25 protein-coding genes are annotated in these 22,399 nt (G+C 69.6%); 13 read left to right on the forward strand and 12 right to left on the reverse strand.

Annotated features, from left to right (window positions below; all coding sequences use genetic code 11):
* Positions 1 to 37 precede the first annotated feature (37 nt).
* From AAFO60_RS03170 to AAFO60_RS03185, 4 genes are read left to right on the forward strand one after another with little or no spacing between them, the layout of a single operon-like run.
* On the forward strand, positions 38 to 505 hold the full coding sequence (locus AAFO60_RS03170; protein WP_347954718.1) for a helix-turn-helix domain-containing protein: 468 nt from the start codon (positions 38 to 40) through the stop codon (positions 503 to 505).
* A 9-nt stretch (positions 506 to 514) separates the two neighbouring features.
* Positions 515 to 841: a DUF2516 family protein gene (locus tag AAFO60_RS03175; RefSeq protein ID WP_347954719.1), complete on the forward strand. Its 327-nt coding sequence runs from the start codon at positions 515 to 517 to the stop codon at positions 839 to 841.
* A 7-nt stretch (positions 842 to 848) separates the two neighbouring features.
* Positions 849 to 1,628 carry a MerR family transcriptional regulator gene (locus tag AAFO60_RS03180; RefSeq protein WP_347954720.1) on the forward strand — a complete coding sequence of 260 codons (780 nt, stop codon included), beginning with the start codon at positions 849 to 851 and terminating at the stop codon, positions 1,626 to 1,628.
* Positions 1,625 to 2,704: an alpha/beta fold hydrolase gene (locus AAFO60_RS03185; RefSeq protein ID WP_347954721.1), complete on the forward strand. Its 1,080-nt coding sequence runs from the start codon at positions 1,625 to 1,627 to the stop codon at positions 2,702 to 2,704. Before AAFO60_RS03180 ends, AAFO60_RS03185 begins: the two co-directional genes overlap by 4 nt.
* Here AAFO60_RS03185 and AAFO60_RS03190 read toward each other — a convergent pair.
* Positions 2,682 to 3,779 carry a UDP-N-acetylmuramate dehydrogenase gene (locus AAFO60_RS03190; protein ID WP_347954722.1) on the reverse strand — a complete coding sequence of 366 codons (1,098 nt, stop codon included), beginning with the start codon at positions 3,777 to 3,779 and terminating at the stop codon, positions 2,682 to 2,684. The genes AAFO60_RS03185 and AAFO60_RS03190 overlap by 23 nt on opposite strands.
* Positions 3,780 to 3,803: 24 nt before the next feature.
* Between AAFO60_RS03190 and AAFO60_RS03195 the strand changes: the two genes are divergently transcribed.
* From AAFO60_RS03195 to AAFO60_RS03220, 6 genes are all read left to right on the forward strand, one after another.
* Positions 3,804 to 4,292 (forward strand): DUF2505 domain-containing protein, encoded by a 489-nt coding sequence (locus tag AAFO60_RS03195; RefSeq protein ID WP_347954723.1) that lies wholly within the window; start codon positions 3,804 to 3,806, stop codon positions 4,290 to 4,292.
* A gap of 22 nt (positions 4,293 to 4,314) precedes the next feature.
* The gene (locus tag AAFO60_RS03200; protein ID WP_347954724.1) at positions 4,315 to 4,827 is read left to right on the forward strand and encodes a DUF2505 domain-containing protein; all 513 of its coding nucleotides are present in this window, start codon (positions 4,315 to 4,317) and stop codon (positions 4,825 to 4,827) included.
* On the forward strand, positions 4,824 to 5,612 hold the full coding sequence (locus AAFO60_RS03205; RefSeq protein WP_347954725.1) for a class I SAM-dependent methyltransferase: 789 nt from the start codon (positions 4,824 to 4,826) through the stop codon (positions 5,610 to 5,612). Before AAFO60_RS03200 ends, AAFO60_RS03205 begins: the two co-directional genes overlap by 4 nt.
* A 79-nt stretch (positions 5,613 to 5,691) precedes the next feature.
* Complete coding sequence (locus AAFO60_RS03210) at positions 5,692 to 6,525, forward strand: hypothetical protein (RefSeq protein WP_347954726.1); 834 nt, start codon at positions 5,692 to 5,694, stop codon at positions 6,523 to 6,525.
* A 23-nt stretch (positions 6,526 to 6,548) separates the two neighbouring features.
* Positions 6,549 to 7,373, forward strand: coding sequence for a carbon-nitrogen hydrolase family protein (locus AAFO60_RS03215; RefSeq protein ID WP_347954727.1), 825 nt, complete (start codon positions 6,549 to 6,551; stop codon positions 7,371 to 7,373).
* Positions 7,366 to 8,592 (forward strand): LmeA family phospholipid-binding protein, encoded by a 1,227-nt coding sequence (locus AAFO60_RS03220; protein ID WP_347954728.1) that lies wholly within the window; start codon positions 7,366 to 7,368, stop codon positions 8,590 to 8,592. Before AAFO60_RS03215 ends, AAFO60_RS03220 begins: the two co-directional genes overlap by 8 nt.
* A 64-nt stretch (positions 8,593 to 8,656) precedes the next feature.
* Here the strand turns inward: AAFO60_RS03220 and deoC are convergent, their stop codons facing one another.
* Entirely contained in the window at positions 8,657 to 9,334 is a 678-nt protein-coding gene (deoC, locus tag AAFO60_RS03225; RefSeq protein ID WP_347954729.1) for a deoxyribose-phosphate aldolase, read from the reverse strand.
* A 27-nt stretch (positions 9,335 to 9,361) separates the two neighbouring features.
* Here deoC and purU point away from each other — a divergent pair, with 27 nt between their 5' ends.
* Positions 9,362 to 10,252 carry a formyltetrahydrofolate deformylase gene (gene purU / locus AAFO60_RS03230; RefSeq protein ID WP_347954730.1) on the forward strand — a complete coding sequence of 297 codons (891 nt, stop codon included), beginning with the start codon at positions 9,362 to 9,364 and terminating at the stop codon, positions 10,250 to 10,252.
* 49 nt (positions 10,253 to 10,301) lie between these two features.
* Here purU and AAFO60_RS03235 read toward each other — a convergent pair whose 3' ends face one another.
* The 4 genes from AAFO60_RS03235 to AAFO60_RS03250 form a co-directional block, all read right to left on the reverse strand.
* Positions 10,302 to 11,447: an acyl-CoA dehydrogenase family protein gene (locus AAFO60_RS03235; RefSeq protein WP_347954731.1), complete on the reverse strand. Its 1,146-nt coding sequence runs from the start codon at positions 11,445 to 11,447 to the stop codon at positions 10,302 to 10,304.
* Positions 11,444 to 13,129, reverse strand: coding sequence for a class I adenylate-forming enzyme family protein (locus AAFO60_RS03240; protein WP_347954732.1), 1,686 nt, complete (start codon positions 13,127 to 13,129; stop codon positions 11,444 to 11,446). Before AAFO60_RS03240 ends, AAFO60_RS03235 begins: the two co-directional genes overlap by 4 nt.
* A 29-nt stretch (positions 13,130 to 13,158) precedes the next feature.
* Positions 13,159 to 13,878: an SDR family NAD(P)-dependent oxidoreductase gene (locus tag AAFO60_RS03245; protein WP_347955066.1), complete on the reverse strand. Its 720-nt coding sequence runs from the start codon at positions 13,876 to 13,878 to the stop codon at positions 13,159 to 13,161.
* 107 nt (positions 13,879 to 13,985) lie between these two features.
* Positions 13,986 to 14,792 carry an enoyl-CoA hydratase/isomerase family protein gene (locus AAFO60_RS03250; protein ID WP_347954733.1) on the reverse strand — a complete coding sequence of 269 codons (807 nt, stop codon included), beginning with the start codon at positions 14,790 to 14,792 and terminating at the stop codon, positions 13,986 to 13,988.
* Positions 14,793 to 14,956: 164 nt separating this feature from the next.
* On the opposite strand from AAFO60_RS03250, the gene AAFO60_RS03255 reads away from it, so the two are divergent.
* Positions 14,957 to 15,613: a TetR/AcrR family transcriptional regulator gene (locus AAFO60_RS03255; RefSeq protein WP_347954734.1), complete on the forward strand. Its 657-nt coding sequence runs from the start codon at positions 14,957 to 14,959 to the stop codon at positions 15,611 to 15,613.
* 5 nt (positions 15,614 to 15,618) lie between these two features.
* Here AAFO60_RS03255 and AAFO60_RS03260 read toward each other — a convergent pair whose 3' ends face one another.
* Positions 15,619 to 16,389 (reverse strand): SDR family oxidoreductase, encoded by a 771-nt coding sequence (locus AAFO60_RS03260; RefSeq protein ID WP_347954735.1) that lies wholly within the window; start codon positions 16,387 to 16,389, stop codon positions 15,619 to 15,621.
* 66 nt (positions 16,390 to 16,455) lie between these two features.
* Between AAFO60_RS03260 and AAFO60_RS03265 the strand changes: the two genes are divergently transcribed.
* Entirely contained in the window at positions 16,456 to 17,604 is a 1,149-nt protein-coding gene (locus tag AAFO60_RS03265) for an ROK family transcriptional regulator (protein ID WP_347954736.1), read from the forward strand.
* On the opposite strand, the gene otsB is transcribed toward AAFO60_RS03265, so the two are convergent.
* From otsB to AAFO60_RS03290, 5 genes are read right to left on the reverse strand one after another with little or no spacing between them, the layout of a single operon-like run.
* Positions 17,589 to 18,353, reverse strand: a complete 765-nt coding sequence (otsB, locus tag AAFO60_RS03270) for a trehalose-phosphatase (protein WP_347954737.1) — start codon at positions 18,351 to 18,353, stop codon at positions 17,589 to 17,591. The two genes, AAFO60_RS03265 and otsB, sit on opposite strands and share 16 nt — an antisense overlap.
* Positions 18,350 to 19,813, reverse strand: coding sequence for an alpha,alpha-trehalose-phosphate synthase (UDP-forming) (locus tag AAFO60_RS03275; protein WP_347954738.1), 1,464 nt, complete (start codon positions 19,811 to 19,813; stop codon positions 18,350 to 18,352). The genes otsB and AAFO60_RS03275 overlap by 4 nt, the downstream gene beginning before the upstream one ends.
* 3 nt (positions 19,814 to 19,816) lie before the next feature.
* On the reverse strand, positions 19,817 to 19,978 hold the full coding sequence (locus tag AAFO60_RS03280) for a hypothetical protein (RefSeq protein WP_347954739.1): 162 nt from the start codon (positions 19,976 to 19,978) through the stop codon (positions 19,817 to 19,819).
* Between the two features lie 23 nt (positions 19,979 to 20,001).
* Complete coding sequence (locus tag AAFO60_RS03285) at positions 20,002 to 20,775, reverse strand: MerR family transcriptional regulator (RefSeq protein ID WP_347954740.1); 774 nt, start codon at positions 20,773 to 20,775, stop codon at positions 20,002 to 20,004.
* Positions 20,776 to 20,816: 41 nt separating this feature from the next.
* On the reverse strand, positions 20,817 to 22,262 hold the full coding sequence (locus AAFO60_RS03290; RefSeq protein ID WP_347955067.1) for a threonine/serine ThrE exporter family protein: 1,446 nt from the start codon (positions 22,260 to 22,262) through the stop codon (positions 20,817 to 20,819).
* Positions 22,263 to 22,399: the final 137 nt, after the last annotated feature.

Consider the following 22,399-nt stretch of genomic DNA (forward strand, 5'->3'; position numbering starts at 1 on the left):
GCTCCCGGATACTGGAATCGGGAGGCACGATTTCGAGATGACACCTGAGCAGAACCAGCCCGACGGCCAGGCCGACACCGGCACCGTCGAAGCAGTGGCGAACGCCGCGCAAGACATCGGCGAGTTCATTCGCAGCCAGCGACTCTCGGCCAAGGTCTCCTTACGTCAGCTCGCCGAACGCGCCGGGGTGAGCAACCCCTACCTGTCACAGATCGAACGTGGCCTGCGCAAGCCCTCGGCCGACGTCCTCTCGCAGATCGCCAAGGGGCTGCGCGTCTCGGCCGAGGTGCTGTACGTGCGCGCGGGCATCCTGGAGGCGCGCCCGGCCAGTCCGGTGCGCGACGCGCTGCTGGCCGACGGCTCCATCAGCGAGCGGCAGAAGCAGATGCTGCTGGAGATCTATGACTCCTTCCGCCGCGAGAACACCGCAGGAGAGGAATCGGCGGCCGACCGTGACGCGGGTGCGCCGCTCGTCGTCGAACTGGCCGAGCCCGCCGGTGATTAAGGTGGAGTCGTGAGCACAGCTGTTTTCATCTGGAATGCCCAGCAGTACATTCTGCTGGCGATCACCATCGTCGCGGGCGTCACGTCGGCGGTCGCGACGGTGCACGCCGCGATCACCCGCCCGGATGCCTTCACCGCGGCCGACGCGCAGTCGAAGACCTTCTGGGTGGCGGTGCTCGCGGTGTCGACCCTGCTGATCTGGGTGGTCCAGGCGACCCTGGGCATGGGGCTGATGTTCTTCCTGGTCGCGGTGACGGCGATGCTCGTCTACGTGGTCGACGTGCGGGTCCGCCTCGACGAGATCCTGGGACGGTCCTGGTTCCGGAAGATCGCGTAGCGCACCGGTGAGCGAATACCGCATCAACGATCTGGCCCAGATCTCCGGCGTCAGCGTCCGGAACATCCGCGTCTACCAGGACCGCGGTCTGCTGCCGCCGCCGACGATCCGCGGTCGCACCGGCTGGTACTCCGACGAACACCTGGTCAGACTCAATCTGATCTCCCGCATGCTCGAACGCGGTTACACGTTCGCGACGATCAGTGAGCTGCTGCACGCCGCGCACTACGGGATGAAGGTGGAGCACGTGCTGCGCGCGGCTCCCAAGGGCGGCAGGCTCCGCAACATCAAGCGCGCCGCGACCATCACCTTCACCGAACTCAAGAAGACTTTGGGCGCCAACGAGCGCACGATCAACCTCAGCCAGAAGCTGGGCTTGCTCACCAAGGACGGTACCCACTACGCCATCCGCAACCCGGAAGTGCTCGAAAGCGCCGAAGCGCTGGTCAAGGGCGGCGTCGATCTGGAGGTGCTGCTCGATCGTTGGGTGCGCGTCGAACAGGACCTGACCGACGTCGCCCGCAGTTTCGTCTCCATCATCACCGACCGGTACTTCGACGAGAACCTGCCGAACCTCAGTGAGGAGACCCTGGCGCAGATGGCCGGGCTGATCCAGACGGTTCGGCCGATGGCCCACGAGATCGTGGAGACGACCTTCAGTCGCGCTCTCGACAACGAGATCTCGCGCGCCATCGGCGAGGCGACCACATTTTTCGATGCGACGCAGAACAATTCTGCGCAGACCGACCGGGAGGCCGGCGGTCGAACAGAAGAGGGCAGACAATGACGGCGAAGAGTAGCTGGGCGATCGCGCGCCGCTGGGCGCTGGTCGGCGCCGGGGGGATCGGCGCATTCGCGGCGGCACAGCTGGCCGCCAACGTGGGTGCGCTCGGGCGTGAGATGCTCGCCTTCCCGGACCCGATCGACGACGGCCCCGACCCGCAGCTGGCGGCCCCCAAGCACGCCATGCGTTCGTCGGTGGTCGGCACCTCCGACGGCACCCTGCTGCACGTGGTGGCCTCCGGCGACGTCGACGACGCCGACGAGATCGTGGTGTTCATCCACGGCTGGACGTGCAACACGGCGTTCTGGAACGCACAGTTCAACCACTTCGGCGGCACCCGCCCGGTGATCGCCTACGACCAGCGCGGTCACGGCTTGTCGGAGCTCGGACGCTCGCGCCCGACCGTGGAGATGCTCGGCCACGACCTGCAGGCCGTGCTCGAAGCCATGATCCCCGAGGGGAAGCGAGCCGTGCTCGTCGGGCACAGCATGGGCGGCATGACCATCATGTCGTGGGCGCAGCAGTTCGGTGCGGGGATGGAGGACAAGGTCTCGGCCATCATCCTGTGCTCCACCGCCGCGCGCGGGGTGGTCCAGCGTCAGAAGCTGGTTCCCGACACGCTTCCCGCGTTCTTCGACCCGGGCCGCAAGATCCTGGCCCGACTGTTCACCTCGACGCCGATGCCGCTGCCGAGCAACGCCAGCACCTCGAAGATCTCGCACTACGTGGCCCTCGGACCCATCGCCCGCAAGGCGCACGTGGACTTCACCGACGAGATGATCTCCGCGTGTTCGCCGACCGCGCGCGGCGCCTGGGGTGCGGCGATGTATCGGCTCGACGTCCTGTCGGGGCTGGAGAAGATCACCGTGCCGACCAGCGTCGTCGTCGGTGACGAGGATCTGCTGACCTCGGTCGAGCACGCCGACGAGATGGCGGCGGCGCTGAGCCGCAGCGGCTTCCTGAACGCCTACCGCACCTACGAGGGCGCCGGACACATGGTGCCCTTGGAGCGGTCCGCGGAGCTCAACGATCTGATCGACGAGGTCCTCGGCGACCTCAGCGCGGCAACCGGCAGCTGACGAAGACCGGCTCGGGGTGCAGTTCGACGCCGAAGGCCTCGCGCACCCCGTCCCGGACTCGGCCGGCCAATGCCAGCAGGTCGGCGGTCGTGGCCGCTCCCCGGTTGGTCAGGGCGAGCGTGTGCTTGGTCGACAGCCGGGCCGGCGCGTCCGGGCCCGGGAAGCCCTTGGTGAACCCGGCCCGCTCGATGAGCCAGCCGGCCGAGAGCTTCACGCCGGTCGGGGCGCCGTAGCGGGGCACCGCGACGTCCTCGCCCAGCCGGGCCGCGATGCGAGCGAGGATCGCCGCCACGTCCGACTCGGCGACGATCGGGTTGGTGAAGAACGAGCCGGCGCTCCAGGTGTCGTGATCGGCGGCGTCGAGCACCATGCCTTTGCCGGCGCGCAACGCCAGGACGTGCTCGCGGACCTTCGCGGCGTCGGCGGCGGCACCCTCGGCGACGTCGAGCGCCCGGGCCAGTTCGCGGTAGGCGATGGGCGCCGAGACGCCGTCGTCGTTGAGCCAGAACGAGACGGTCAGGACCACGTGATCGTCGTGGCCCTTCAGCTTGCTGGTCCGGTAGGCCAGGTCCAGCGATTCCGGTTCGACCCAGCCGGTCTCACCGGTGCGCCGGTCCAACAGTTCGACGCCGCGCAGGACGTCGGACACCTCGACGCCGTAGGCGCCCACGTTCTGCACCGGCGTGGTGCCCGCCGCCCCGGGGATGCCCGAGAGGCACTCCAGCCCGCCGTAACCGGCGGCGACGGTGTCCGCGACCAGGGCGTCCCAGTCGGTGCCCGCCGCCGCGGTGACGAACGGACGGCCACCGTCGCGCCGGTAGTCGATGCCCGACGATCTGATGACCACCGCGGTCCCGTCGAATCCGTCGTCGCCGATGACCAGGTTGGAGCCGCCGCCGATCAGCAGCACCGGCTCCGAGGCCGCGTCGAGCTCACGGACGGTCCGGACCAGCGAGTCGGTGTCGAGGCACTCGACGACTGCGCGGGCCGGGCCGCCGAGCCGAAGGGTGGTGAGCGTCGCCAAGGGGCGGCCGGGGGCGTGCTGGGCACCTGCGGTGCGCTGTGAGTCCGTCACGTCAGTAACGGTAACCTGGCAGCCATGTCGAGCAAGTTCGAGCATTCGGTCAGCTATCCGTTCTCCGTCTCCGCGTTGTGGTCGCTGATCAGCACCGAGCAGTACTGGCGCGAGCTGCTCGAGGCGACGAACGCCGGGCACGGCTCCCTGGAATCGGTCACGGTCGACGGCGACCAGGTCACGGTGGTGACCAAGCAGGGCGTCGGCGCCGAGAACCTGCCGTCGGTGGTGACCGCGGTGCGCCCGGGCGATCTGGAGATCCCGCGGACCAGCGTCTTCCGCAAGGCCGGCGACACGATCACCGGAACGATCGACGCGACCGTCGTCGGTGCGCCCGCCAAGATCCACGGCAACATCGTCATCAGCGGCGATCCGGCCCTCGCGCAGTACTCGGGCGAGGCCAACGTGGGCATTCCGTTCGTCGGCGGCAAGATCGAGAAGGCCATCATCGAGGAGGTCTCCCGGTTGCTCGACGCCGAACGCGACGCGACCGTCGATTTTCAGGAGCGTTAAATCTGACGTTACGCTGTTCCGCATGGCACGACGGCTCAGCTACTCAGCTCGGTACCCGCACTCGCCCGAGATGATCTATCGGGCACTCGAGCAGAAGACCTACTGGGATGCGCTCATGGAGGAGTTCCGTGAGCTCACTCCGATCTCCCATGTCGAAGAGTTCGCGACCGGTGACGACGGCATCCGCGTGGTCCTGCAGCAGACGATCACCCGCGACATGCTGCCGCCGATCGCGCAGACGGTGATGATGAAAGACATGGTCATCACCCGCGAGGAGACCTACGGGGCCTTCGACCCGGTCAAGACCGGCGGCAGCTACACGGCGTCGATTCCGGCCGGGCCGGGCTCGTTGACGGGGCAGCAGGAACTGTTTGCGACCGAGACCGGCTCGACCATCCGCAAGACCACCGAGGTGAAGGTCTACATCCCCTTCGTCAACGCCAAGCTCGAGCAGCTCATGCTCGTCAACCTGGTCGATCTGTTCCGCGGCGAGGCCGAGTTCACGACGAACTGGGTGCGGGACAACCTCGCGTGAGCGGGTCCGGCACCGCAGCCGGACGACCGCAGGGCAGGATCACCAGGGGAACGACCAACATCAATCGGCTGCGTCGCGTCGATCGTGCGATGGCCGCCGATCCTCGCGTGCGCCGTGCGTGCGACGTGCCGCGGCCGCTGGCCGTCGACCTCGGTTACGGCGGTCGCCCCGACACCGCGGTGGAGATGGCCAGGCGGTTGCGCCGAGTGGTTCCCGACCTGGAGCTGGTCGGCCTCGAGATCGATCCCGAGCGGATCGTCGCGCCGCGCGAGGGCGTGCGGTTCGCGCTCGGGGGATTCGAGCTGGCGGGTCTGCGCCCCAATCTGGTCCGCGCCTTCAACGTGCTGCGCCAGTACGACGAGGACGAGGTGCGGGCCGCCTGGTCGCAGATGCAGGCCGCACTGGCGCCGGGCGGGGTGATCGTCGAGGGCACGTGCGACGAGATCGGCAGGCGGTGCTGCTGGATCATGCTCGACGCGCAGCGGCCGCTGCAGCTGACCTTGTCGTGGTCGCCCGCGCACACCCGGCATCCGTCCGAGTTGGCCGCGCGGCTCCCGAAGGCGCTCATCCATCACAACGTCGCCGGCGAGGCGATCCACGATCTGCTGGTGGCCGCCGACCGCTGTTGGGATCGTGCCGCCGGACACGAGACCTTCGGTCCCCGCGACCGGTGGCGGTATGCGCGCGAGATGCTGCGCGACTCGGGGATCGCGGTGGCGATCCCGCGGGGTCGGCGCGTCGACAACCTGCTGACGGTGCCGTGGGACCTGGTGTCGCCCAACTGACCGACCGACCGATTCCGGGTTGTCGTCCGTTCGGATCGACTTGTCCGGCCGTCGGCCGGGGTCGGCTTACGATGACCGCATGTCGACACCAGAGCGGCCGGACGACGTGAGCGCGGAAGCCGCGCAGTACGCGCCGACGGGGCGGTACGTGCCCGAGTACGACCCGACCCAGTACGGCCCGAATCAGTATGGTCTGAATCAGTACAGTCCGACCCAGCACGACCCGATCCAGCACGACCTGAATCAGTACGACCTGAATCAGTACGGCCCGACCCAGTACTCGCCGGCCGGGTACGGGAGCGGGTACCCGCCCTTTCCTCAGCCGCCTCAACCCCCGCGGGGCGGGACCGGCCGCGCGGTGCTGCTGGGCGTCGCGATCGCCTGCATCGTCGTCTTGGCGGCCGCCGCCGTCGTCATCTGGATGAAGGTCGCGGGGCCGGGCGGATCGGACGAGGAGCAAGGGTCACCGCCCGCGGCCGCCGCCGCACCGGTGACCGAGACGGTCACCTCGGTGGTCGTCGATGCGGAGAGCGCGGCCGCCACCGCATTGACCGACCGGGCCGCCGCCGATGCCGCCGACTTCCGGGGGCCGCTGAACAACCGGTGGACGGCGCAGATCAGCGCCAAGCGGCCGGGGCTGGTGGCCGAGGGGCGCACGTGGGACAACCAGGCGATTCTGGCCGAGTTCGACGCCGCCCGCGGCCGCTACCCGCAGGTGCGGCTGCTCGACTCCAGCGACTGGCCGGTGTTCTCCGACAGCGGTTGGTGGGTCACGGTGTCCGCGCAGAGCTTCGCCGGCCCGGAGGCCGCGTTGAGCTGGTGCGTGGTCAACGGACTCGACCGGGACCACTGCTTCGCCAAGCTCGTCAGCAGCACGGGGAGTCCGGACGGATCTACCCTCTATCAGAGGTGACGGTTCACCGACGAGGAGGTTTCATGCGACTGGCGATGGCGCAGATCAGTTCCACCGACGACCCCGACCGCAATCTGGCGGTGGTCGCCGAGCACACGGCGGCGGCCGCCGCCGAGAGGGCGGATCTGATCGTCTTTCCGGAGGCGACGATGTGCCGCTTCGGGGTGCCGCTGCGCGCTGTGGCGCAGCCGCTCGACGGGCCGTGGGCCAGTGCCGTCGTCGCCCTGGCCGAGGAGCACCGGATCGCCGTGGTCGCGGGCATGTTCACCCCGGCCGACGACGGCCGGATCCACAACACGGTGCTGGTGGCACGACCCGGACGCGCGGCGGTCGGCTACCACAAGATCCATCTGTACGACGCCTTCGGCTTCGCCGAGTCGAAGACCGTGGCACCGGGTCACGACCCGCTCGTCGTCGACATCGCCGGGCACGCGGTGGGCGTCGCCACCTGCTACGACATCCGGTTTCCGGCGCTGTTCACCGAGCTCGCGCGGCGCGGAGCCGAGCTCATCGTCGTACCGACGTCGTGGGGCGCGGGACCGGGAAAAGTGGCGCAGTGGGAGGTGCTGACGGCCGCCCGCGCATTGGATTCGACCACTTTCGTGGCGGCGGTCGGGCAGGCGGTTCCCGACGACCCGACGGTCGGCGAATCCACGGCTCCCACCGGGGTGGGGCATAGTCGCCTCTCAGATCCATTCGGTAGCGTGATCGCCGATTATGGTTCCGGGGTGCGAGTCGGTGTGCACGAGATCGACTTGACCCTCACAGACAAGGCGCGAACGGCGTTGGCGGTGCTCGACAACGCCCGCGAGATCGCTCGCCTGGATCGGATGACACGCGATGACTGACCACCGACGGCCGGCGCACGCCGCTGACGACGCGGTGCCCGGAGACCACCCGAGTGTCCCGGACCAGACCCCGCCGGAGCACCCCGCGACGGACTCCGGGGCGGATCATCCTGCGTCGAACCAGATCCTGCCCGACGGGCCTGCAGCGAGCCAGACGGTGCCGAACCAGATCGGGCCGAACCAGTCCGGGCCGAACCAGACTGGACCGGAGACGGCCGCGACCGCTGCCTTCGGCGATCCGGGCGTCGGCTCGGCAGTCGATCCGGGGGAGGCGCCCACCGGCGAGGTGATCACCGGACCGATCCGCCCGGTCCCCGAGACGCCGACCCACGCCTACGCGCCGGAGTCGAGGCCTGCCACCAAGCAGATGGACGCGTTCGACTCGGCGGCCTTCGGTCCGGTTCCCACGGCCTCGTCGCCGTCCTCCCCGCCGCCTCCGCCGGAGAACCCGGTGCGGTCCTCGCCGGCCGGGAAGCGCGGGCGCGGGCGGACCATCGGTCTGATCGTCGCGGCGGTCGTGCTGCTCGTGGTCATCGCGGGTGTCGGCTCGGAGCTGTACATCCGCAACAAGGTCACCGACTGCCTGCAGGCCTCCTTCGACAACCTGACCGGAACCAGCACCGACGTGTCGGTTTCGCGGCGGCCGATGCTCATGTCGATGGTCGACGGCCAGGTGCCTTGGGTACAGGTCGACACCACCTCGGGCGGTGACACCACCATGCGCCTGCACGCGCGGGCCGACGGCATCAGCACCGACGGCGGGACGGTGAAGTCGCTGGTGGGCAACGGCTTCCTTCCGTACGACCGCATCCAGGCGATGAGCTCGGGCACCCAGAACGGAAGCCCCACGATCGAGTCGATCACCGCCAATCAGGCGGCAGGCACGCTCAAGATCGCCACGACCGTCAACTTCGCGATCATCCCGGTTCCGGCGACGGTCACGCTCAAGCCGGTCGTCAAAGACGGGGCGGTGACCTTCGAGGTCAAGGAGGCCACCGCGCTGGTCTTCGGGCTGCCGTCGGATTTCGCGCAGCCGATCGTCGACCAGGTCACCAACGCCATGTTCGGTCCGCTGTTCAAGCAGATCAAGGTCACCAAGCTCGACGTGGGCAGTGCGGGCATCGACTTCGCCTTCGACGGCACCGATGTGAACCTCAAGTCGGCGGCGGAGTCGACCGGCACCACCAGCGCCAGTGGGGGCGGCGGCTGCGCCGTCTGACCGATCGATCCTGCGTCGAGTCGTGGGGTCGCACGCCCCACGACTCGAGGCAACTGTGAAGCCGTTACTCCGGGAAGCCCGCCAGCACGTCGCGCGTGCTCGACAGTCCCAGCCGGTTCGCACCGGCGGCGACGAGTTCGGCGGCGAACTGCGCGGTCCGGATGCCGCCGCTCGCCTTGACTCCGACGCGAGGGTCGACGGCCGCCCGCATCACCTCGACGGCGTGGACGCTCGCGCCGCCTGCCGGGTGGAAGCCCGTGGACGTCTTGACGAAATCGGCGCCCGCTTCGGCGGCCCGGCGGCACACCTGGGTCAGCCCGTCGTCGCCGAGCCGGTCGAGCAGCACCGCCGATTCGACGATCACCTTGAGCACCGGATCGGCGCCGATCGCCTCCCGAACGGTCATCACATCGGCGAAGACCTCGTCGTAGCGTCCGGCGACCGCGGCGCCCACGTCGATGACCATGTCGATCTCGTCGGCGCCGGTCTCGACGGCCAGGCGCGCCTCGGCGGCCTTCACGAGCGAATGGTGCTTGCCGGACGGGAAGCCCGCCACGGCGCACGTCTTGGCCCGACCGGTGTCGATCGGCAGCATCGAGGGCGACAGACAGATCGAGTAGACGCCGAGTTCGAGGCCCTCACCGACGGTCAGTTCGGCGTCGGCGCGGGTGGCCTCGGGCTTCAGGAGCGTGTGGTCGACCATCGCTGCGACGGCCGCTCGGGTCAGGTTGGTGTTGGTCACGTTTTCGAGCTTGGCACACTTGTACGTGTGAGCAACCCGCAGATCTCCTCCGCCGATGACGAGCGTCGCTACGTGCTGACGCTCGGCTGCCCAGACCGCACCGGAATCGTCGCCGCCCTGTCCGGCTTCCTGACCGGCGTCGGCGGTTGGATCACCGAGGCGGCCTATCACTCCGATCCGTCGACGGGATGGTTCTTCACCCGCCAGGCCGTGCGGGCCAGCTCGGTGAACATGCCGGTGGAGCAGTTCCGCAGCCGGGTGGCCGAGGTCGCCGCGATGTTCGGGCCCGAAGCCGAATGGGAGGTCACCGACTCGGGCGCGCCGAAATCGGTGGTCCTGCTGGTCAGCAAGGACTCGCACTGCCTGACCGACCTGCTCTCGCGCGCCGAGCGCGGTGACTTCCCCGCGCAGATCAGCGCGGTGATCGGCAACCACCGCGACCTGGAGGAGATGACGCTCCGCTTCGGGGTGCCCTTCCACCACGTGCCCTTTCCGAAGGAGGGCAAGGCCGAGGCCTTCGCCGAGGTCGAGCGGCTGGTCGCCGGTTACGACCCCGACGCGGTGGTCCTGGCCCGATTCATGCAGATCCTGCCGGCCGAACTGTGCGAGGCGTGGGCGGGGAAGGCGATCAACATCCACCACAGCTTCCTGCCGAGCTTCATCGGCGCCCGCCCGTACCACCAGGCCTTCGACCGCGGGGTCAAGCTGATCGGCGCCACCTGCCACTACGTCACCGCCGACCTCGACGCCGGCCCGATCATCGAGCAGGACGTCAGCCGGATCACCCACGAGCACTCGGCGGCCGACATGGTGCGTCAGGGCCGCGACATCGAGACCCTGGTGCTGGCGCGCGGGGTCCGCTGGCATCTGGAGCACCGCGTCCTGGTCCACGATCGAAAGACCGTCGTCTTCCAGTAGCGCAGACGTCGGCTGCGGAGACGGCCCGGGTCGCTACGGGCCCGGGTCGCTACAGTCCCAGGTCCTTCGCGACGATCGTCTTCATGATCTCAGTGGTTCCGCCGTAGATCGTCTGAATCCGAGCGTCGACGAAGGCGCGCGAGACCGGGTACTCGCGCATGTAGCCGTAGCCGCCGTGCAACTGCAGACAGCGGTCGGCCACCCGGACCTGCAGTTCGGTGGTCCACCACTTCAGCTTCGCGGCACGCGCCGCGGTCAACTCGCCGGGGACGTGTTCGGCCAGGCAGTCGTCGAGGAAGGTGCGCGCCAGGTCGAGTTCGGTGGCGAGCTCGGCCATCACGAACTGAGTGTTCTGGAAGCCGCCGATCGGCGAACCGAAGGCTCGGCGTTGCCTCACGTATTCGCGGGTCGCAGCGAAGACGCCCTCGGCCGCGGCGACGGCACCGACCGACAGCGACAGTCGTTCCTGCGGGAGGTTCCGCACCAACTGGTAGAAGCCCTCGCCTTCGGCGCCGAGCCGATTCGCGACCGGCACCCTCATGTCGGTGAAGCTCAACTCGCTGGTGTCTTGCGCGTGCAGCCCGATCTTGTCGAGGTTGCGGCCCCGTGTGAAGCCGGGCGTGTCGGCGTCGACCACCAGCAACGACAGGCCGCCGTGCCGGTCGGGGCCGGTGCGGACGGCGACGACGAACAGGGTGCCGTTCTGGCCGTTGGAGATGAACGTCTTGGCGCCGTTGACCACGTAGTCGTCGCCGTCGCGCACGGCGGTCGTCGCGATCCCGGCCAGGTCGCTGCCGGTTCCCGGCTCGGTCATCGCGATGCCGAGGATCGTCTCGCCGGTGACCACTCCCGGCAGCCACCGCGCCCGCTGATCGGCGTCGGCGAGGTCGGTCAGGTAGGGCAGGACCACGTCGTTCTGCAGCGAGAAGGCGATCGTGGCCGCCGCCGCACCGGTGCGGGCCACCTCGTCGACGAGGATCGCGTTGTATCGGAAGTCGGCGACACCGGGGCCGCCGAACTCCTCGCCGACGCCGAACCCCAGCAGCCCGTAGGCGCCGGCGTCGGTGAACAGCGAGGCCGGCAGGCTGCCCGCCCGCTCCCAGTCCTCGTGCCGCCCGGAGATCCGGGAGGCGACGAAATCGCGTGCCAGTTCGCGGAACTGGCGGTGTTCGGGGTCGTAGGTCAGGGCGCTCACCGGTGCTCCTCAGTGGTTCGGACCGACTCGAACCGTCCCGCGCCGAGATCGGTGCGGGCCTGCTCGGTGGCCTTGTAGTGCAGCTTCTTCCCGGTGGCCGAGACCGGAAGCTCCTCGACGAACCGATAGGCGCGCGGACGTTTGAACGACGACAGCATCGGGTGCGCCAGGCAGTGCGCGTCCAGGTCGGCGGCCTCGAGCCCCGCCCCGCGCGGCCCGTCCTCGCGGATCACGTAGGCGACGACCAGCTGGCCCCATTGCTCGTCGGGCACGCCGACCACCAGTGAGTCGGCGACGCCGGGACAGGCGTTGAGCGCCTCCTCCACCTGGACCGGGTGCACGTTCTCGCCGCCCGAGAGCAGCATGTCGTCTTTTCGGCCGACGATGGTGATGAACTCGTTCTCGTCCCAGGTGGCCAGGTCGCCGATGTACAGCCAGCCGTCCCGGAACTTGGCGGCGTCCTGGGCCGGGTTGTCGTAGTACTGGCCCGCGCCCTTGGGGGAGCGGACGATCACCTCGCCGACCGACGCGTTGTCGCGCGGAACGAGGTCGGCGGGGTCGGCCAGGCCCGCGTCGCGGACGGCCACCACGGCCACGTCGTCGTCGATGCACGAGCGTCCGGCGGTGCCGGCCATGTCGGGCAGGTCGGCGGGGCGCAGGAAGGTGTTCCAGAATCCCTCGGTGCTGCCGTACCCGTTGAAGATCCGCGGATTGAGCACCTTCTGGTAGTGCAAGGCGGCCTCGCGTTCGAGCGGTGCACCCATGGTGACCAGGCCTTTGAGCGTCGAGAGATCGCGGGGGCGGTCCACCTGGGCTCGGGCCAGCATCGCGAGGTTCGTCGGAGCGCCGATCAGGAAGGTCAGGCCCAGCCGTTCGACGAGGTCGAGGGTCGCCTCGGCGTCGAAGGCCGCCATCGGCACCAGCGAACTGCCGAGGTAGAACGTGGGGTTGGGGCCCGCGCAGTACAGTCCGCCGCGGTGGAACCAGGGCGTCATGTTGAGGGTCTTGTCCTCCGGGGACAGCGGGAACGCCATGATCACGTCGTGGGCGCTGAAGATCTCGATCATCGAGTTCATCGGGACGGCCTTGGGCATCCCGGTGGTGCCGGAGGTGAACAACCGAGTGGTCTCGTCCCAGACGGTGCGCTGCGGCGTCGACGGCGCAGCGCCGGCCTCGGGCAGGTCGCGGTAGCGGATCACCGTGCTGCCGGCCGGCGCGACGACCGGTTCGCCGTCGCCCACCGCCACGATCAACGGCGGGACGTGAGGGGAGGCGGCCAACGCGGCGGCGACCATCGGATCGAGTGCGGTGTCGTACACGAAGACCGAGGGTCGGACCGAACCCAGGATGAACGCGGTCTCGCCGGCGGCGAGACGGAAGTTCATCGGCGCGCCGACCGCCCCCGCGGCCTGGGTGGCCAGGTACAGCTCGGCGAACTCGACGCCGTTGTGGAGCTGGTAGGCCACCACGTCGCCGGCCCCGACTCCGCCGCGTGCCAGGCCCGCGGCGAGTGCGTCGACCCGCCGGCCGAGGTCGGCGTAGGTGATCACCTCACCGGTGTCGGCGAGCGAGATCGCGGGACGATCGGCGAAGCGGTGGACGTTGCGGCGGAAGCCGTTCAGATAGGTGAAGTCGTTCTCGAAGTACTCGCGGTAGGCGCGAGCGTCATAGGGCTGCGACATGATCGGGACTCCTCGGGTGCGGCGCGGGGTCAGCCGGCCATGGTCAGGCCGCCGCTGGCGCTGATCACCTGGCCGGTGATGAACGACGCGGCGTCGGAGGCGAGAAAGACGACGGGGGCCGCGATCTCGTCGGGCCGGGCGAGCCGGCGGAACGGGATGGCGCGGACGAGCGCTTCTTTGAGCTTGTCGGCCTGGGCCTGGAACAGCGGGGTGTCGGTGGGGCCGGGGCACACGCAGTTCACGTTGATGCCGTGACGTGCCATCTCGCGGGCCAGCGACTTGGTCAGCGCGATCACTCCGCCTTTGGCGCCGGCGTAGATGGTCTCGCCCGCGCTGCCCACCCGCCCGGCGTCGCTCGCGACGTTGACGACCTTGCCGTGGCCGGCCTCGACCATGCCCGGCAGGAAGGCGCTGCACATGTGGACCGGACCCAGGTAGTTGATGGCCACCACCTTCTCGGCGAACTCGGGCGTGGCGTTGAGGAACTGGTCGGTGCGATCCCAGCCGGCGGCGTTCACCAGCACGGTCGGTGCGCCGAGGTCGGTGAGCACCCGGTCGCGCAGGGCGTCGACTCGGGCGCGGTCGGCGACGTCGACCGGCATCGGGTGGATGGATCCGGGGGCGGCCTCGGCCGTCGCGGTCGCGGCCGCCAGGTCCAGATCGGCGGCGACGACGGTGTCGCCGCGCGCGGCCAGGGCCAGCGCGATGGCGCGGCCGATGCCCGAGCCGGCGCCGGTCACGACGGCGATGGGCGAGCCCGAGCCAGCGGAGGCTGGGCGGGCGGAGGCTGTGCGGGGGGAGTCTGGGCTGGGTGATTTCGGGGTGCTCATGGCGGTTCTCCGGTGGTTCGGCGCGATCAGGCGGTGGGGGCGGCGGACGGGAATGCGGGTGCGCGCTTCTCGCGGAGTGCGGTGTAGCCCTCCACCACATCGGGGGCCATGAAGCAGAGCATCTCGTAGGCGGCGGACTGGTCGAAGATCGGACCGGCGTTGCGCAGCCAGTTGTTGAGCGCCTTCTTGGTCCAACGGATGGCGTTCTGCGAGCCGGTGGCCAGGACATCAGCGGTCCGCAGCGCCTCGGCGAGGACCTCGTCGCGCGGGAGCGCCTTGGTGACCAGGCCGATGCGTTCGGCTTCGTCGCCGGTGATCATCTCGCCGGTCAGCAGGTAGTATTTGGCCTTGGCCATGCCCGCCAGCAGCGGCCACAGGATCGCCGCGTGATCGCCCGCGGCGACGCCGAGCTTCACGTGACCGTCGCCGAGCTTGGCGTCGCTCGCACAGATCGAGATGTCCGAGAGCAGGGCGACGACGGTGCCCGCACCGACGGCGACCCCGTTGATCGCGGCGATGATCGGCTTGTTGCAGTCGATGATCCCGTAGACGAGTCGGCTCATCTCGTCGAGCATCGCGGCCACCCGTTCGTGATCGCCGGCCATCTTCTCCACCATGGCGAGGTCGCCGCCCGCCGAGAAGGCCTTTCCCGCTCCGGTCACGACGGCCACGCGCGTCTGCGGATCGGCCGAGACCTCACCCCAGACGCGGGCCAGTTCGGCGTGCATCGTCTCGTTGGTGGCGTTGTACACCTCGGGGCGGTTGAGGGTGATCAGCAGGACGCCGTTGTCGCGGCGGTCGAACTGAAGGTGCTGGTAGTCGGCGAAGTTCATGAGAGCCATCCTTGTGTGCGGCAACCGGGACGAGTAAGAATGAACGAAAGTTCATTAGTGATGAACATAGGTTCATTCGGGCCTGCCGTCAAGGGCTTCGAGTGAATCGGTGAATATGGGTTCATCCACCGTCGACGAGGTGGATCGCACGTGAGGAGTGCTTGATGTCCGAGGTCATCGATCCCGATGTCGCCGCGCGGGAGGCGCGCGCGGCGCATCGTTCGCGGCAGCTGCTCGACGCGGCCGCGCGGCTCATGGAGAAGACCGGATCCGAAGCCGTGTCGATGCAGGCGCTCGCCGCCGAGGCCGGCGTCAGCGTCGGGCTGATCTATCGGTACTTCGGCAGCAAGGACGCCGTCCTGCTCGCGGTGATCACCGACGTCCTCGACCAGTTCGAGGTGCAGGTCCCCGAGGCGATCGCCGCCGCCGGCACCGACCCGGTCCGTCGGGTGGCGGCGGCATTCGTGGCGTACTGCCGGGTCATCGACTCGCGCAGGCACGCGGCATTGCTGACCTACCGGGAGAGCAATGCGCTCGACGCGCAGGGGCGTCGGCGCATCAAGGAGCTCGAGGTGGCGACCATGCAGCCGCTTCGCCAGGCGATCGCCGACGGCATCGAGGACGGACGGATCGTCGCCCCGCACCCCGATCTGGTGGCGTACAACCTGCTCCTGCTGGCGCACGCCTGGGCGCTCAAGCACTGGTACTTCGAGCGCACCCTCGACTTCGTCGGCTACACCCGCGCTCAACTGGCGCTGAGTCTGCGTTCGCTGATCGCCCCGCAGTTCGTCGAGGAGTACGCCGACCTGCTCGACGGGTGAGGCGACTACCCGGTCTTGATGTTCCGGCGGGCCGTTGCCTGATCGCGCGGGCGCACGACGATCTGGTCGAGGTTCACGTGCGACGGACGCGAGGCGGTGAAGGAGATGATCTCGGCGATGTCGTCGGCGACCATCGGCTCCAGGCCCTGGTAGACGGAGTCGGCGCGTTCGGCGTCGCCGTCGAAGCGGACGAGCGAGAACTCGGTCTCGACCATGCCCGGGCAGATCTCGGTGAGGCGGATCGGCTTGCCGAGCAACTCGAGGCGGAGGGTGCGATGCAGGACGCCCTGGGCGTGCTTGGCCGACGTGTAGCCCGCCCCGTTGTCGTAGGCCTCCAGCGCCGCGGTGGAGGTGATGGTGATGATCAGCCCGTCACCGGACTCCTCCAGTTTCGGCAGCAGGGCCTTGGTGATCCGCAGGGTGCCGACGACGTTCGTCTCCCACATCCACCGCCAGTCCTCGAGGTTGGCCTCGGACACCGGCGCCAGACCCTTCGCGCCGCCGGCGTTGTTGACCAGCACATCGGCGCGGTCGAGCGTCGCCACGAACCGTTCCACCGAGGCCGCGTCGGTGACGTCCAGGTACATGGCGCGGCCGCCGATCTCCTCGGCGAGCGCCTCGATGCGGTCGACGCGGCGGGCACCGAGCACCACCGAGAAGCCGTCGCGGGCCAGCGCGCGTGCGGTCGCGGCGCCGATACCCGAACTCGCGCCCGTCACGACGGCGACCTTGCCGCTGCCTGAACCGGTCCTGCCTGAATCGCTGGGAGTAGTCATGGCACACACCTTAGTGCCGCGAGCATCGTCGCGATCGGTGTCGGCGGCGGCTGATAAGTTCGACGCATGACCATCAGCGGTGTCGTGGCCGCGCCTCTCCGATTCGGAACCGGCCCGGCCGCAGCGGTTCTGGGCGCGGTGCGCGTCGCTGCGCCGGCCACCCGCGACCAGCTCGTCGCCGACACCGGACTGTCGGCGGCCACGGTCAACCGTCAGGTCAACGCCCTGCTCGAAGCCGGGCTGGTCACGGAGCGGCCCGACCTGCTGGGCCACAGCGGCGTCGGTCGACCCAAGGTTCCGCTCACCCTCGACCGTGACCGGTTCTGTGTGGCGGGCATGCACGTCGGTGCGCGTCGCACGGCCCTGGTGATCGCCGACATCGGCGGGCGCACGCTGTACAGCCACGCCATCCGCACCAAGGAGCTCGCCGCGACCGACGCCTCCGCGGCCGTCGACCGACTGTGCGAGCTCCTGGCCGAACTCGCCGGCCGCTTCTCCGGCCGGCAGGTGCTGTGGGCGGGCGCGGCGCTCGGCGGGGTGGTCGACGACCACACGGGCGTGGTCGACCACCCGATCCTGAACTGGGACCGACAACCGCTCGGGCAGCGCCTGCACGAGGCGCTCGGCGTGCGCGTCTCGGTGTCCGAGCACGTTCAGGCGATGGCCGCCGCCGAACTGCTGATGACCTCGACGATGGAGCGCACCGGGTCGAGCCTGTTCTTCTACGCCCGCGAAACCGTCGGCATGGCGCTGATCATCGACGGCGAGGTGCATCAGCCCGCGCACGGGGCGGGCACCATCGCCGGCCTGCCGGTGCGGCCGGGCGTGCTCGACGAGCAGCCCGTCGCCGGCCTGCAGTCGGTGATCGGAACCGCGGCCACCAAGGCGGCGGCCGCACGGCTCGGCGTGGCCGCCTCGGCGGGCGTGGTGGCCGACGACCGCGCCCGGGTGCTCGGCGAAGCGGTCGCCGCCATGCGCGATGTGCTCAATCCCGATGAGATCGTCGTCGCCGGCGACGCCTTCTCGGCGCACGCGCACGGTCTGGAACCGGTGCAGGCGGCGTTCGACGCCACGACCCTGCTGCCGCAGCCGCTGGAGATCGTGCCGACCTCCTTCGGGGTGCAGGTGCCCGACGCCGCGGCGATCGCCGTCGCCCTGTCGGCGGTGTACGCCGATCCGCTCGGCGTGGTGTGCGGGACCTACCCGCGCAGCTGAGCCAGCAGTTCCAGCACCGCCGCGACCCCGTCGGGGTCGGCCACGCGATACTGTGCGGCCGTGGCGCCGGCACCGACCTTGACGCCGACGTCGCCGTCGCGCAGGTGGGCGAACGCCTTCTCATCGGTGACGTCGTCGCCGATGTAGAACACGGCGTCGGCGCCCGCCGCGGCCCGCAGCCGATCGAGGGCGTGACCCTTGCTCGTCTCGATGACGGCGAGCTCGATGACCATCTTCCCGTTCGTCACGTGCACGCCGTCCCATCGGGCGGGGCCGGCTTCGGCGAGTTCCAGTGCGCCGACGGCGTTCTCGTGCGTCGCCATCCGCGTGTGCAGGGTGACGCTGGCCGGCTTGCGCTCCACCGACGTGCCGGGGAAACGGGCGCTGATCGAGGTGAACTCGGCGACGATCCGGGCCAGGAGCGCCTCCTCGGCCTCGGTGATCGCCGTCTCGAAGCCGTCGGCGAACTCGGCGCCGTGGCTGCCGACCAGGGTGATCGCGGGGCTCGCGCCCGACAACGCCTGCAGGTCCGCTCGTGCCCGGCCCGAGACCAGTGCGGCGGTCGTGTCGCGGGCGACGGCGAGACGTTCCAGGGCGGCCATCGACCGCGGGTTCGGCACCGCGTCTTCGGGCCGGGGGACGATCGGCGACACGCAGCCGTCGTAGTCGGAGGCGACCAGGATCCGCGGGCTGGCCGCCAGCTCGTCGAGCGCGGTCCGCAGTGCGGTGTCGAGGACGGCTTCACTCATACCGGTGCATCCGCGGGCGAGCCGGCCAGGGTGTGCAGGAAACTGTGCGCCCACTGGTCGACGTCGTTGGACATCACCTGCTCGTGCAGCGCCGCCATCCGCTTGCGGCGGACCTCGGCCGGGTCGACGACGGCGGCCTCGATGACGTCGTCGACGTTGCGGTCGTCGTACGGGTTGAGCTGGTAGGCGTCGACGAGTTCGGCTGCCGCGCCGGTGAACTCGCTGAGGACCAGGGCGCCGCCCAGATCATCGCGGGAGGCGATGTACTCCTTGGCGACCAGGTTCATCCCGTCGCGCAGGGGCGTGACCAGCATGACGTCCGCGGCCCGGAAGTAGGCCAGCAGCTCGTCGCGGGCCACCGGCTGCAGGAGATACCGGATCGGCGGGTGGTCGACGGTTCCGTGGGTGCCGTTGATGTGACCGACGGTCTGCTCGATCCGATTCCGGATGTCGATGTAGCTGTCGACGCGTTCCCGGCTGGGGCTGGCGAGCTGCACCAGGACCGTCTTGGCCGGGTCGAGGCGACCGTCGGCGAACAGTCGTTCCAGACCGGCGAGCCGCACGTCGATGCCCTTGGTGTAGTCGAGGCGGTCGACGCCGAGCAGCATCACTTCGGGATCGCCGAGCTCGGCGCGGATCCGCGCGGCTCGATCGGCGGTGGCCGCCGCCTGGGCGGCGACGTCGGCCGAATCGATGGAGATCGGGAACGACCCCACCTGCACGGTGCGGCCGTCGTAGGCGACGGTGCCGAAGTCGGTGCGGATCCCGACCGGCTCGCGAGAGGCGTCCACCCCCAGCACACGGCGTGCCACCGACAGGAAGTTCTCGGCGCCGCCGGGCAGGTGGAAGCCGATCAGGTCGGCGCCGAGCAGACCGGCGACGAGCTCTCGGCGCCACGGGAGCTGGGTGAACAGCTCGCGCGGCGGGAAGGGGATGTGGAGGAAGAAGCCGATGCGCAGGTCGGGGCGGAGCTCGCGGAGCATGGCGGGCACCAGCTGCAGCTGGTAGTCCTGCACCCAGACCATCGCGCCGTCGGCGGCCGCCCGCGACGCCGCCTCGGCGAAGCGTCGGTTGACGCGGACGTAGGTGTCCCACCAGTCGTGGCGGAACACCGGCTTGACCAGCAGGTCGTGGTAGAGCGGCCACAGGGTGGCGTTCGAGAAGCCCTCGTAGTACTCGGCGATCTCGTCCTCGCTGAGCGGTACCGCGTGGATCTCGATCCCGTCGACCGTCGGCGCCTGATGCTCCTCGGCGTCGTCAGCGGTCGACGCGCTGCCCGACCAGCCGACCCACGCGCCCGACCGAGTCGCCAACGTCGGCGTCAACGCCGTGACGAGTCCGCCGGGCGACCGCTTCCACACGACGCTCCCGTCCGGCTGGACACTTCGATCGACGGGAAGCCGATTTGCGACGACAACGAAATCCGCACCCGCCGCAGGGTGCCCACCGGGCGCAGTCATCGATCAGGCGGGCTCGCCCGGAGCGATGCCGAGCATCGACAGAAGCATGCGGCATTCATCGGCGTCGGTGGCGTACGCTGCCACCACGCGGCGTGCCTTGTGGGCGGTCTCGTCGGCTACCGGCTCCAGCTCGTCGTCAGCGATGTCGGTCGTCTTTGCTGCCATGGTGCGAATTCTACCCGAGTCGCTCAGGCGTGCTTACCGGCGTTCGCGACGATCGCATCGTGCACGTACCGGGCCAATCCGGGGGCGATCTCCTCGTAGCTCGCGGTGAAGCGGGGATCGCTGACGTACATCTGCGCGAGGCAGCAGTGGAAGTCGTGGCTGCAGTCGTAGAAGCGCTGGTCGATCTGGGTGCGGGCTCGCTCGGCGGCGTCCGTCGCGGCATCGCTGTCGGCCGCGAGGCCCGCCTGCATGGCGGCGACGAAGGCCGCGTTGATCGCATCGGTCTCGGCCTTGATCCGCGTCCAGTCGTCCTTGGTGTACTTCGTGGTCCGGGCGGCCGACTGCCTCCAGGCGTCGGTGTCGCCCCATCGCTGCTGCGCCTCGTTCTGGTACTCGTCGCTGAAGCCGTCGCCGAAGATCTCGCGCATCTCCGCGTCGGTGGCCGGGCGTTGGTTCATTTCTCTCTCCATTGCTGCATCGATGGCTGCGACGAGTTCGGTCAACTCGCCGAGCCGGGACATGACGGCGGCTCGCTGTCGGGCGAGATGATCGACGGGGTCGTCGTCTCCGTCCAACAGGTCGGCGATCTCCTCGAGGGACATCTCCAGCCGCCGGTAGACGACGATTCGCTGCAACCGCTCCACGTCGGCCGCGGTGTACAGGCGATAGCCCGCCGACGTCCGCTCGGTCGGCGCCAGCAGCCCGATCCGGTCGTAATGGTGCAGGGTGCGCACGGTCACGCCGGTCAGGTCGGCCAGCCGGCCGACGGTCCAGGTCCGGTCCTCGTTCGCCGTCATGGTTACAGCGTGGCCCCTGACGTGGCGTCAGGGTCAAGCGATCACGGTCGGGGCTTGCGTTTGGGCAGCTGAAGCCCGCTCGGACGGTGTTCCTTGAGGGGGCGGATCAGCGAGGCGGGCAGGCTCGGACGCTTGAGGGTGCGGGCGATGAACTCGCCGAGCGTGACGCCCGCCGCGATGGACACGCCGATGGTGATCGCGGTCGCCAGTTCGCGGAATCCCGCGAGGGTCTGTTCGCTCATCACCCCGAACAGGCCGCGATACATGGTCAGACCGGGCAGCAGCGGCGTGATGCCCGCGACCGCGACGACCAGCGGCGGGACGAGTGCCCGACGTGCGGCCAGACCGCCGACGAGGCCGACCAGGACCGCGGCGCACGCGCTCGCGACGATCGGCCCGGCAGCGGTGAACGACAGTCCGGCGACCACCCCGGTGGCGACCATGCCCGCACCCACCGCGACCGAGATCGCGCGTCGCTCGGCGTAACTGGCCGCGGCGAAGGCCCCCGAGGTCAGGGCGCCGCCCACCACGCTCGAGGCGAGTTCGGCAGGCCCGAAGGGCGACGACGTCGTCAACGCCGGGAGCGTCACTCCCAGGGTCTCGACCAGCCGGATCGCCAGGCCGACGCCGGCGAGGATGCCGCCGGTCATCAGGACCACTTCGGAGAAGCGGGCCGTCCCGGTGATGGGCGCCCCGGTGATGGCGTCCTGGACCGAGCCGACCAGCGACAGTCCCGACAGCAGTACGACGATCCCGGCGGCGATGATCTGTGACGGTGCGAAACTCACGTGCAGCGTCTCGCGCCAGTGGTAGAGCCCCGCCGCGGGGAGCACCGCGATGAAGCCGCCGAGGACCTGCTGGAAGAAGATCGGGGTTCCGATCCGTGCCAGCCGCCGATTGCAGCCGACGATGACGATCGTCGTCAGAAAGGCGGTCGCGGCCACCAGCGGGGTGCCGCCGAGCAGGAGCGAGATGCCCAGCGCCATCACGCCCCACGACAGGTTCGCCAGCCAGTACGGGTACGGGTGCGGGGCGCCGGTGATCCCGTCGACGATGCGGTGGGCGGTGCCGGGAGTGATCGCCAGCTGCCTGATCCGTCGGACCAGTCGGTCGACGTGCGCCAGTCGCGTGAAGTCGAGCGATCGGTAGTGGACGGTCCGCACGGTGGTCACCGGAGGCAGGGTCGGACCGCGTCGCGCGCTCACCAGGATCGTGTTGAAGGTGACGTCCACGTCGACGTCGTCGAGGCCGTAGATGCCGGCGACGAACTCGATCTGACTGCGCGTGTCGATGGCGCCGGTTCCGGAGTCGAGCAGCACCGCGCCGATCCGGGCGGCCAGGTCGAGGACCTCGGTGATCGCGGCCTCGTCGTCGAGCGGGATCGGTTTGCGCGGCGCGACGACGATGCTGCCCGGTTCGATCGTGTCGATCGTCGCGGTCGCGTCACCGACGACCTTGTCCAGGCCTCGCCGGAACAATGCCTTCAGTCGCACCCCTGCCTCCTCGCCGTCCGGTCGCCGTGTCGATCCCCGCCGGGATCCCCTGACATTGTGGCCCGCGCGTACCGAACCGCGCGGTGCGGCCGGTGTCCGGTATCAGAGTCGTCGCGCCCGCACCGGGTGTT

Source organism: Gordonia aichiensis, assembly GCF_039946255.1.
In the GTDB taxonomy this organism is placed as follows: domain Bacteria; phylum Actinomycetota; class Actinomycetes; order Mycobacteriales; family Mycobacteriaceae; genus Gordonia; species Gordonia aichiensis_A.